General features: G+C 57.6%; 1 protein-coding gene. It reads left to right on the forward strand.

The window, feature by feature from the left end; translation table 11 throughout:
• On the forward strand, positions 1–255 hold a 255-nt coding region (locus ACRXB1_RS37740; protein WP_449494979.1), incomplete at both ends, for a DDE-type integrase/transposase/recombinase.

The raw sequence follows: 255 nt of genomic DNA on the forward strand, positions 1-255 counted from the left end.
AGAAACAGCTTGCTCATCGGCGCAGTGAACGACCAGCGCGCGCCCGCAGCAAGCCTCGCGCAGTTTGTGCCGACGAGCCCAATCAATTGTTCAGCTGGGATATCACTTACCTGCCGACATCAGTTCGTGGGCAGTATTTCTATCTCTATCTGTTCATGGACGTGTTCAGTCGGATGGTCGTCGGCTGGCAGGTCTACGCTGAAGAGAGCAGCGCCCAGGCCAGCGAGCTTCTGAAGGACCTATGTGCGCGTGAGG

The sequence above is a fragment of the Caballeronia sp. M23-90 genome (genome assembly GCF_053574605.1).